The sequence below is a fragment of the Haloferax profundi genome (assembly GCF_001469865.1).
Classification (GTDB): domain Archaea; phylum Halobacteriota; class Halobacteria; order Halobacteriales; family Haloferacaceae; genus Haloferax; species Haloferax profundi.
Window position 1 is genome coordinate 1 of record NZ_LOPV01000192.1, and the last position, 11,275, is coordinate 11,275.

Below are 11,275 nucleotides of genomic sequence, written 5' to 3' on the forward strand. Positions count from 1 at the left end.
AGTGTATCAATTCAACGTGAAGTGTTGAAGCTGCCGTGCCGACTTCTTGACCCAGTGTCTCGGCATGAGACAGTGAATCGTGAACAATAAAACTCGCTGCAAGGACGCCATAGACCGCGAGTGGAAGTGCAGCCTCGACACCAATCCCGACCGCAGCGATAAACAGCCCAATGCTCAGCGCGCGTTGGCTGGTGTACCCTCCTCTGAGCGGAACACTAGCAGGAATTGCACCGACGATGGCGAGTGTAAATGTAACCCCGAAGAGCCCTCCGATGACCCCAAGAGCGATGCCAGCATAGCCACCGATGACCACCTCTCGGGCAAGGCCCACAGCCTGTTGGACGGCAGGGCGACTAGCAAGCGGGCCGGTCACAAGCTGTGCGAGCAATTGGCCCCCAACAGTGACTGTGAGGACCCCTACCAGCATTCCCCCGGTTAGATATGGACGACTGAGGTCAGCCATCTCAAAATTTGATCGAAGAAAATACACACCAGCTTTCGCGACTGCAGCAACGAACACAGACGCACCGATAATGACTGCGCCAACTATACTTGCACCCACGAGGAGGTCTGCCAGGGACGCAGGTGTGACCGGCAACGCAGTCATGAGCTGGCTTCTGTAAGGCGCGAGGGCCGGGACAATCAGGACAACCGTGAGTGAGAGCAGTAGAACCCCTGCTAAGAGCAACCGCGAGAGGGTCTTCGTGACCAACCCCTGCATACGGACTGCCTGTGGTCGTTGAGACGGTGTGGAGAGTTTTTCAACCGGAAGCGCACGAATCAAGAAGCGGATGCTGACGAGTGCAAAAAGCCACACACCGATGGTTGCTCCAATCAATGCAAACAGTGATGTCGAATCCTGCGCCGTCACCGTTGGTGTCTCAATTGATAGCAAAGTGAGAGAGGTGGGACCGAGGCCTGCTTGCTCACTGACGAGCAGTATGACACCGCTTGCGAGTGCGGTACTCGTCACGACAAGAGTCCGCATACCCACGCGAAACAGTGAACTGAGGTCAAGCGTTTCCCACCAGTTCGTCCCCAAGCCAAGCCCAACGCTCCAGAGCCCTAGTGCAAGTGTGGCTACACCTGCAGTTTCGACTACTGTGACAGTGTCAGAGATGAGAAATATGCGAGCACCGCTGACAAGTGTTGCTCCTGCAAGCAGTGGTGAGCAGATGAACACAGCTAGTACGTGAATCACTGTTGACTGTCGACGTGAGGTTACACTGAGTAACATAGCGAATAATACGCCACTGGCGAGTGAAGCACTCGACACGATGGTAAACTGTGTTACTGCAATCACTCCGAGACTGGCGATAAGTGCGAGTCCCATCGCCAATGTCGTTTCTGCGCGTGTTGGGCGCCACTTCGTCCGACCTGGTGCTGATGGTGTCCAATTAGCGTCCGAATCAGGTTCGCCGGCGGGTGTGTTCGTCATTGGGGTGACCTCCGAATGAGTGTCTCTAGTGAGCTATGAAGGGGCTCGTCGCTCTGCCATGTGTGGACTTCGATACCTACGTCCCGAAGGGCCGAACACCGTTGTGCATGTTCTACCGATCCGACACGCTGGCCCATCGACTCGCCATCAAACACAAGCGGAGTGACGACAGTAATCGACACGCCACCACGGCGTAATTCTTCCAGTGACTCGACGACTGTCGTGTCTGTAAGCGGCGTCACTGCTATGACGTGCGTCGAATCTGAGAGTCGTTCTCGGATTCCCTGGGTAGCAATTCTGTTTGACCGACGGACTGCATCGACTTCTCCAGCGTCATCGAGTAATTGTGCAATTCGCTGTGTCGTGAGAGCTGCCTGTGACGGATCGATCCAGGCACATGTCTCATTCCCAGCGGACAGTGGTTGGCGAATGTTATTTTTGTCAACACCCAGCGTCGCTGCCCCCACCTGATTGCCTGCATCGTAGAGAACGGCTGAAAGCTGGCCGGCAACGTACGCACTCAGTTCGTCTCCTCTCGGAGAACCTGGTGACGAAGCAACGGCCGTCGTTTCACGGAGATCGACTAGTAGGTGAACTCGTGTAGATCGTTCTTCACGGTACCGAACGGTCACGAGTGAGCCTGTTTTTGCAAATCGCCGCCAATCGATATCGCGAACAGAGTCTCCGGGCTGGTATTCGCGGGTCGAATGAAACTCCATCCCATCGCCTGCTGTACTCGCAGTGAGTGTCCCTCGCTGTTGGGTTGTCGCCGAGGTTGTTGGTGATTCTGTTGGCGTTGACTCGCAGATGAGATCTACTGTCCCCGTTGCAGTGAGGAGTGTCGTTCGGCGACGCGTCCCCCACAATGACCACAACCGACATAACACAGCTGTAAAATCGTGTTCGCCTCGACGCGCAGTAAGTGTGTATGTGAACGTTTGTGAGTCACCTGGTGACAGGGCAAGGCTTGCACGTGGTGTTCCCGCTGTCACTGACAACTCAGAAGGGACACCGTCAACAACTCGAAGATCGCTGACTGGTGTCTGACCTTCGTTTTCTACGCTCACGGTTACCTCGACAGCTTCACCGGGGAACGGTGCTGATGTCGAAACAGACCGTTCGACCGCAAGCTGTGGTGTATCTGGTTCCCCACTGAGCGCACCACCAATGACGAACAACAGCGGCAGAGAACCACCAATGGACAGTGCTGGTCGGCCAGTTGCAATACCGATTGCGGCTAACAGTACTGCGGCGCCCAGTGCACCGTTCCATCTCCGGACCCGTTCAATACTCATTGGGTTCGTCCCTCCTTGGCCGCGGGGTCGACGCGTTGTTCGAGTTCGGTGATAGTCCGTGAAATCTGTGTCTCGAGGTGTTTCTGTGGGACAAGCCAGGACTGGATACGACCGCGGAGTGGCAGACGGGCTTCTGCTCCGAAGAACGTTGCTGCATACGGATCATCTGTCCATGACCCGTCGTTGATTGCGGCTGTCGCTGCATCGCGGCCTGTGCGATGTTGCTGTTCGAGCTCGATTGCAGTCGACCGAAGTGCAGCACGTAATTTTTGCTCTGCTCGATACGACGGGCCTGCACTAATCTGTTCGATGAGTCGATCGAGATCGCCATTTGCAACTGGCGACGGTGAGCGATAGGCTGCTTCGGGTGGCTGTTCAGAATACAACTCGAAGGGATCAGTCGCAACCGCCAGTGGCATGCTTGGTGGTTCGAGATCGGGAGTGCGGGCTGAGTGCGAATCTCCATCGGTCATTTCTGCTGTGTCTGTCACGTCTGAGCCCGCTGTGTTTGTCTGACCGAATTGCACAACGTCTCTTCCCATTATGGAAATCGAGCCTGCGGCCGACTCTGATTCAGTATTCGTGTCGTCACTGGGGTGGGTATCTTCGTCTGATGGATCTTCATCACTCGACTCACCGAGACAAGTTCGAGCCACCGTGTGAGTGTACTCTGCTAGAGGCATGTCGATTGGGATTGATCCTAATCCATCCCACGCTGCTGCATCTCCAACTGTCGTGTAACCGGCCTTCTGAAGGGTGAGTGCGGTTGCAGGCGTGACATAAGGCAGGCAGTACAGTGGATCGTCTTCGGTGACCTCAGGAGGTTCATCGAACTCTGACTTCGTGCTTGGGGACACTGTATGAGGTTTCGAAGCGCCAGAAAAGAGCACTAAATTGAACGCATAGAACCCGATGACGAGGCCCAACACTTGGACGATTCGTGTCGCAAACTCTGTGGTAAGCTGGGAAGGGAGCAACAGGTCAATGACTCTTGGACCCCCATTCATCGCTGCTCCCACAATAAGCAAGAGGAAGCCGAGGAATGCACCGATTCGAGAAGGCCAGTTCATCGTTCTGTGCCCTCTTCAGTGTCGAGTGCTGCTTCGATTTCTGAGAGTGCTTCTTCGGCTCCAGCCAGCAATTCATCCGGTTCTCGGCGGCCATATTCGACCCCTCGATATGCATTACACAGCGTCGTCACAGCTGATTCTGGAAGATTATGTTGCATTGTTGCTTGGCGAGCACATTCACCGGGAGTCCGTGTCGGTCGATTCTGTGTTCCGGTGAGTGTGTAGAATTCACGCCATGCATCTCGAATCGTATAGGTCGCTTCTGGCACAGTCTCACTGCCGTTCGATTCGGTGTTGTGGGCGACTGTAGATGACGTTCCCAGAGAACCGGTGTTCGTGGTTTGTGCTTTTGTGGCCATCAGCTTCCAGACCCGTCTGAAGACTTCACGAACTGAGTGTGTCCGAACGAACACGAGTGCATCCTTGAGATGGTCTGTGGCCCCTTTGACTGAGGCGTAAATGAACCTCAGCCCTGCTTTTACAGCACTCCACACGCCCCCACGGAGCTTGCGAATGGATGTGCGAAAGAACGTAACGAGTTGGACGAGTCGCCAAGCAAGTCCGATAAGAGAGGTGACTGCACGTCTGAGAAGCCTGGAGAGTGTCCGAGCAGCTTGTATGCCAACGCCTCGATTTTGATATACGGACCGAACTATCAAAGCTCCAAGCCCGAGAAGCATCCCTCCCAGCCCGAGAAGATTGAGTAGTGGATTTCGAACCGTCGTCGTCGCAGTCTGTTGGTAGCCCGAGACAGTCACGGGAACTGCCTCGGTGAGTGGGAGGTTCGCGGCCAGTATACCATTACTTCCTACTGACCCCTGAGAAATCCCCCCCACCGAAACCGTTGCATCCGTGGCAGGATCGCCTCCAATCTTCGAAGTTACAGCCAGTGGGAGCCATGGGAGGGGAAGGCCAAATTCGGGCTCTGTCTCGACAGTGAGTTGTCTCAAAGTGATCGTACGAGAACCACTCGCGACTCCGCGCTGCGCAGTCAGATTCATTGTGCCATTTTCATCCGGGAGCGTAATCGTCGTACGGCCATCGGCGGCTGTTGCAGTCTGATTTCCAACTGTAACCGTTGCATTCGGGACTGCCTCATTTTGCGCAGTGACGATCACAGTCGTCTTTTTGCCTGGGATTGGCTTCGATGTGAGCTCAATGTCGAGATCTGTGACAAGTGAAACCGTTGCCTGAGCGGACACGTCCCCACGAGAGACTCGGTACTTCTCGCTGAACTGTTCGGATGGAAGTGTGACTGTGAGGTTGCCTGTTTCGTTTGTCGTGCCAACCTTTGACTCGCTTGAACGAACTGTCGCACCACGTAGTGGGTACTCACCAATGGTTGCCCGTAACTGGACTGGTTCGCCGGGAATTGGGGTGCCAATGACAGTGAGAGTCGCGTTTGTCTCAACGGTATAGTTTGCTGTACCCTGCGTTGATGCCTGTTGGCCACCCATGGAGGGATTCAGTTCTGAAGGTAACACCGGTCGGAGGCTGAACCGAATGGACGATGACTGTTTGTTCAGCGGTGGAAGCGACGGTTTGGGTTCGGCCTCGCCGCCAACAGAGACGTTGAGTGTCTGTGTGAACGGAACTGTCCCGACGACGGTACCTTCGGAGGTAGTCGTACCGATCTTCTTGTCGTTAAACCAGACACCAACGCCTGATTCAGGATTTCCATTGACGGTCACCGTCACCGAAACTGCTGTTCCTGGGATCAGTTGGCTTCGATTAAGTTCGATATCGTATTCCGGTTTCTCATCTGTCGGTTCAGTTTGCTCATCCTGTTTTTCTTGTTGATTTTGCTGTTGCTGTTCTTGCTTATCGCTCTCGGCCGTGTCCGTTTCTTCATTCGAGTCTTTGGACTCCGAGCTATCTAGTTCAGTACTGTTTTGACTAGTGCTTTCGGCTGACTCACTCTCAGAAGTCGAGTCCTCGTTCGCACCACTTTCTGCTTCGCCGCTCGCGGACCCTTGACCGGATTGAGTCGATTCATTCTCCTGTTTTCCTCCACTGAAGACCCCCGAGGAATTGCTATCTATGGTTGAATTAGTAGTCTTATTCTGACTCTCTTCTGAGGTGGCACTAGACCCACTGCCGGTTGTGTTCTCTCCTGTCCCTGCTTGACCGCTTTGACCCTCCTCAGTTGATGATTGGCCGCTTGAGCTAGCAGTCACAGTATATTGCTCTGTATTTTCTCCTGATTGAGAGGGTTCTGCAGTTCCATTTTGGGAACTTGTTCCGCCATTTCCAGCCGACCCATTCGTTGGCATTGATGCGCCACCCGCAGAACCGTTACCTGAGCCAGCACCGCCACTCGTTGATGCGTCACCTTCACTAGCAGTTTCTTCGCCTGAGCCGTCACTCGGCGCTGTCGCCTGCCCTGTTCGATTCCCACCCGTCGCTCCGTTCGCTACTGATGAGTTCTCTGAGACGCTACTGCCGTTTGTCGATTGTCTGCCTCCATCTTGACTTGGTGCTTCTGACGAAGCGGCTGACGTTATCGGACTCGGTATCGACGCGGTTCCAGCACCACCGACCGCAGGAAGTGCGACTGACGAAATAACTAATGCAGTGATCAGGCAGACTACAATTGCAACACGGAACGGCTCTCTCCCTCCTACCATTTTCTTCCCTGTCGAAGCTTTGAAAATACGAACATTCGTCTAGATGTTGTTAGTTACTCAACCCTTGTTTGCTCCGCCTCATAATTATTTCTGTGCTGACAGCAACGTGAATCAGACGAGAACCGAGCTACCGTGCATAATTTTACGACTAGTCCTGTGTACAGATTTATTCAATTATGTCAGACAATTTTAATTCAGTTTGACGTTACTGTCGGCACGCGATTGGTATAACGACGATATGGGTGTTTTATTGATGGTGTATTTTCCTCAGATTCCACTGAGAGACGCTTTTGTGTTCGTCGAAGCTATGGGGACATCACATGACTGCAAGGAGGAAGCCCCACCCTCAAAGAAGCAACGCGAAGCGTTGCTGAGTAGGGCCGGGTAGTTCACTCGATTTTGGCGTGTTTGTTGGTGATTCCTGAGTTAGGAGCTCACCTCGACGAATAACTGCTGTACGTCGACGATGTTGACTTCACCATTTCCAGTAAAGTCGAATTCATCCACGTTGTCTTCCAGTACCGGATCGTCGCGGTTGGCGAACATCGCCTGGACGTCAGAGACGGTTACGTTACCGTCTCCATTGATGTCCTCGAACGATCCATCGCCATCAATATCACTTGGTGGGTTGGTTGCACCAGCAACAGGACTGAGATTTGTTGCGGTAAGCGTCGTTCCAGTTTCAGAGGTAACCGTGATGTCGTTTCCGTCTGCGGTTGCAAGAACCGTGTTCGAGACGTTGACGTCAGTGTCTCCCGCAGCGTCAAGTGTGACGTTTACGCGCGCGAGGACGACATCGCCAGTCTGTGCTGTGTTCATACCGAAGGCGTCGACTGAAACCGTGCTGTTGTTCGCACCATAGTCCACGGCGGACGTGTTGGGCGACCCGAGAACACTGACGTCCTGGATTGTCCCCACAGAGTCGTTCGTGAGACTGAGCGTCGCTTCAAACGCACCGACACTGTCGGTGACATTCTGTGCGACAAGATCGACAGTCACGGTGTCACCCACGCCTGCGGACGTGGTGGGAGCAACAGCAGTGACATCGACTCCGTCGACAGTGGTGTTGTTTGTCTCGTTGGTGTTCAACTGGACAGTCACATTGCGGTCGTCAGTAAGCGTGAGCGTTTCAGTGGTTACCGCACCTTCGAGAGTCGTCGAATTTGGAGGTGCCTCCACAGTGAGACGAAGGTCTCCAGAGAGCTCAACGCCGGGTTTACCCGTGGCGTCAAGAATCATTGTCCCATTCGCGAGCGTGTTTCCAGAGACAAATGCGACGGACCCATCGTTACGATGGTCGATCGTCACACGGGCATTCTCAACAGACGTGCCGTTCGAATCCACGACGGACACATTGAGGAGACTTGCAGTGGGGAGCGAGATCGTCCCAACGTCCTCGGGTGAGGTGCCCACGTCGCGCTGGGTGACGGCGTAGACGTCCGGGACACCATCACGCGGGAAACTCTTTCCGGCAGTATCGTAGCGTTCCTGACGGAATTTGACGTTGTAGGTTCCGTTCTGTGCAACGGAGGCTGTGAAGTTTCCGGCGTCGTCGGTTCGGACAATAGCACCACCAGTCGTGCCGTTCGTATCGCCGAGCACGACCGCGGTCCGGTTGACAGCTGGCTGCGAGTCCGGCCGTATGAACGTCCCTGTTACATCCGTCCGGTTACGGAGTTCAATCGTGATGTCGGTGTCGTTGGTAACGGTAAGCCGCGAACCTGCGAAGGTATCATTCGGACCGTATGCTTGCACATGGACGTTCCCACCGTAGTCGTTCGGGACGGCGTTCGGACCAGCGACTTCGACGCCGTACGTGTCGCCGATAGCGAGCTCACCCGCTTGTGTTGTCGTCCCGCTGATGTAGTCGAACACGCGGTTGCCGCCGTAGAACACGTTCACGTGAACGTCAGAGACAGGCGAGCCGTCCGAATCAACGACGGTCACGTTAAGCCGGTTTGCACTCGGAAGTACGTCGTTCCCGAGGCTTTGTGGGTCGTTCGTGTACACACGATGCAGTGGGTAGAGGTCTGGAACGTTGTCGATATTTCCGTTCGGCTGTCTGAACGAGACCTGGTAGGTTCCTTCGTCGTCGGCAGTAAGACTGTATCGACCGTCAGACCCCAGTGTCGACTCATCACTTCCGGGTGCACCAAGTCGGCTCTTGAGCGTGACAACGCCCTCTGGGGTGGTTCCATCTTCGGCTTGGACCCATCCATTGACTGTCGATGGGCTCATGTTACTCTCGTTGAGCGTGAATACAAGGTCGGTGTCGTTCGTGACGGTCAGGTTCTTCCAGTACGTTTTCGCGACGTACTGATCCGAATTTTCTGGCGGTTTAACTCGAACGTTGTAGTCACCGGCTGCTTCAACGCCACGGTGGCCACCGGCCGTATAGTAGCCGTCTTCATTCGTCCACTCAAGCCATCCACCTCCTCTCAGGCCTCCATCTTGGTCACCGAAGATCGATACGTTTGCACCCTCAACGGGATCCCCGCTCTCGTTGACGACTCGGACGCCAAGTATTCCTTGAGAGTCAGGGACTGTGTACGTACCTGTGTTGATGTCAGAGGAGTCAACCGTGAGATTGTCCGCTTCATAGATGTCAGTCACACCATCGCGAGGCAGGTCGATATCTTGGGTCCCGTTACGTTGGATGACACTGATCTGGTACGTGTCGTTCTGTGGGACGCCAAGTTCGTACCAACCTGTACTGTTGGTTCTAGTGAAGTAGAAGCTATCGTTGTTTCCGACAAGAACGAAACTATCGGTGAGGCCGGTCTGGTTCTCGTCGACAATCCGACCACTTACCGTCACTTGCTCTTCGACGACGACGGTAGTGTTCGTTCGAGAGTGTACGTCAATTGGCGCCGATTGGACCGCATAGCCACTTCCGTCTGCAGGCTTGATCTCTACTGTGCCGTTCAGTTCGATGCCGGGAGACGACGCACCGTCGAGGACAACCTCTCCCTCAGCGTTCGTGTATCCTGGGTGGTGCCCGCTTGCATCACCCGAGATCGGAATCACATCGAGTGCAATTCCAGTAACTGGCGTCCCATTTTGATCGACGACAGTGATATTGGCGAGATGTGCTGGTGGAAGTGTGGAGGTTCCGAGCGACGTGTCGGACTCACCGATAGAGACTGGGCCGAAGACATGCAGGTCTGGTCGACCATCCTTTGGGAAATTCGGCTGTGGCTCGCCAAAGTCAGTCTGTTTGAATGCAAGATCGTAGCTTCGGTTCGGCGTGACCATGAGGTTGTATTCTCCGGTACTGTCGGTTCGTTCATGGTCTCCGCCATCGCCAAATGCATCAACAGTGTATCCGGATGCTGCAGTGCCGTCGTTGTATTCGACGTTGCCCGAGGCGGTGACACCTTTCGTCAGGGTGAAACGAATTGTGTCATCGCCTGTAATGTCTACTTCAGTGCCTGCGTCCCTGTATGCGGAATTCTCCGCGTGGACATTGACGCCAACACGACCCACAAGCTCAGCGGTAACAGTACCGTTCGAATCGGTTCGAATGTTTTGTCCTTCCCATGCGTTGCCGTTTTCATGCCGAAGCCAGACACGAACATCTGAGAGACGGTGACCAGTACTGTTCTCAACGATAACCGTCACATTGTGTGGTGATGGGAGTTGTACCGTCCCGAGGTTGGGTGCACTCTGGTTGGCAACACCCAACGCGTAGATGTCTGGGACTCCATCCTGTGGGAAGCTCCCTTCGTAATCTCCTTCATTCGCGACTTGGACAAAGCCAACACCATATGACTGACCTTCTGCGACTGACAGAGAGTATGCCCCATTACTATCGGACCATGTGTCTTCGCCACCCGGCTCACTCAGGCCGTGTGCGCTAATCATCTCATCTACTGCAGGGGTCCCGTCTGGTTTTTCCACACTCCCCGTGAGGGTTGTCGTCTGACTCAACGTGAGAGTGCGAGATTGATTTGAAGTAACGGTGAATTGCTCTCGTGTCTCGGCGTACTGGCCACTTTCGGGTTCGACGTGGACAACGACCGTTCCGTTTAGTTCAATACCCGTTTCAGTTGCACCCTCGAGGAGGATCTGGCCTGTCTCTGTCGTGGTTCCACTTTCCCAGACGTCGACGTCGTCTTCTCCCACACCGACCTCAACACGAACGCCTTCGACCGGCGTTCCATTCTCGTTTTCGACTGTGAGGTTCAGAAGGTGTCCTTCAGGCAGGGTTTTGGTTCCTACATCTGCATCAGTAGTCCCCGTGGTAAGTGACCCAAGTGGGTGCATGTCCGGAACACCGTCTTTCGGATACGTGTTATCCTCATCAGCACCGTACTGGAGGAACCCAAGGCCAAATGAGGTGTTCTGTTCTGCTTTTGCACTGAACTGTCCACTGTCGTTTGTCAGTGTGTCAAACCCACCCCGGCTTTCGTCGCTTGGGTCTGCATTAACACTCCAGCCAGACAACGGCTGACCGTTTGCTGTCTCGACTTGTCCATTCACACGAACCCCTTTTTTGAGCTGAATCTGGAGCGTGCCGTTTTGTGTGATCGTATATTCGTCGTAGAACCTGATGAGGTCTGAGTTTGCCGAGGGCTCAACCTCGACTTCGACTGTTCCGTTGAGTTCAATTCCTGAGTCAGACGCGCCACGCGGAACGAACGTTCCGTTTGCGTCTAACTCACCGTAGACCGGTGTTTCGCGACCATCGCTCGTATGTGCAACCCGCACTTCAGCGTCAGTGACCGCACTTCCGTTCGGTCGTACAACGGAGATGTTGATATCGTGGCCGTACGGGACGCTCAAACTGTGGTCTTCAGCTGTTGTTCCCACAGTCCGGAAGCCGTATGCGTACGAATATACGAT

5 protein-coding genes are annotated in these 11,275 nt (G+C 54.4%); all 5 read right to left on the bottom strand.

The window, feature by feature from the left end; translation table 11 throughout:
• Window positions 1-1,333: hypothetical protein (locus tag AUR66_RS21180; protein WP_197409729.1), on the bottom strand; the 1,333-nt coding region annotated here is incomplete at its 3' end.
• 101 nt (window positions 1,334-1,434) lie between these two features.
• On the bottom strand, window positions 1,435-2,733 hold the full coding sequence (locus tag AUR66_RS23255) for a DUF58 domain-containing protein (RefSeq protein ID WP_082682166.1): 1,299 nt from the start codon (window positions 2,731-2,733) through the stop codon (window positions 1,435-1,437).
• Window positions 2,730-3,803, bottom strand: a complete 1,074-nt coding sequence (locus AUR66_RS21185) for a DUF7269 family protein (protein ID WP_157533053.1) — start codon at window positions 3,801-3,803, stop codon at window positions 2,730-2,732. Before AUR66_RS21185 ends, AUR66_RS23255 begins: the two co-directional genes overlap by 4 nt.
• The gene (locus AUR66_RS20520; protein WP_197409730.1) at window positions 3,800-6,076 is read right to left on the bottom strand and encodes a DUF4129 domain-containing protein; all 2,277 of its coding nucleotides are present in this window, start codon (window positions 6,074-6,076) and stop codon (window positions 3,800-3,802) included. The genes AUR66_RS21185 and AUR66_RS20520 overlap by 4 nt, the downstream gene beginning before the upstream one ends.
• Before the next feature lie 780 nt (window positions 6,077-6,856).
• Window positions 6,857-11,215, bottom strand: a complete 4,359-nt coding sequence (locus tag AUR66_RS21190; RefSeq protein WP_157533054.1) for an ABC transporter — start codon at window positions 11,213-11,215, stop codon at window positions 6,857-6,859.
• Between the last annotated feature and the right edge of the window lie 60 nt (window positions 11,216-11,275).

Bases quoted from the DNA above. Each gene is read 5' to 3' on its own strand.
- AUR66_RS23255 (WP_082682166.1), bottom strand. From the start codon at position 2,733: ATGAGTATTGAACGGGTCCGGAGATGGAACGGTGCACTGGGCGCCGCA.
- AUR66_RS21185 (WP_157533053.1), bottom strand. From the start codon at position 3,803: ATGAACTGGCCTTCTCGAATCGGTGCATTCCTCGGCTTCCTCTTGCTT.
- AUR66_RS20520 (WP_197409730.1), bottom strand. From the start codon at position 6,076: ATGCCAACGAATGGGTCGGCTGGAAATGGCGGAACAAGTTCCCAAAAT.